Origin of the sequence: Pseudomonas sp. SIMBA_041, assembly GCF_046535095.1 — a bacterium.
Taxonomy (GTDB): Bacteria; Pseudomonadota; Gammaproteobacteria; order Pseudomonadales; family Pseudomonadaceae; genus Aquipseudomonas; species Aquipseudomonas mucoides.
The window spans coordinates 1-236 of the sequence record NZ_JAWRXJ010000934.1 but is presented as its reverse complement, the minus strand read 5'-3'; the positions used below and the strand labels follow the sequence as shown (position 1 = coordinate 236).

1 protein-coding gene is annotated in these 236 nt (G+C 39.8%); it reads right to left on the bottom strand.

What is annotated here, in order from left to right; genetic code table 11:
* Nucleotides 1–236: hypothetical protein (locus SB725_RS33875; RefSeq protein WP_410923781.1), on the bottom strand; the 236-nt coding region annotated here is incomplete at both ends.

Sequence of the window (236 nt, the reverse complement as noted above, 5' to 3'; positions counted from 1 at the left end):
CCACATCGAATGCTATTTTGCCATAATATAAATGCGACTGAACCCAAATGCGAAAAGCTTCTAGCGTTCCTTCTGGGTTTTTATTGATACGCCAAAGTACATCTTTGACTTGCTGGCCGATGATAGGTAAATCTTTAAGAGAGTCAGGCACATCTAAGTAACCTACCTTGATACGGTAAATCAAGTTACTAATTAGACTCAAAGCTTCTTGCTGCAAGATAAACACACCGATGACC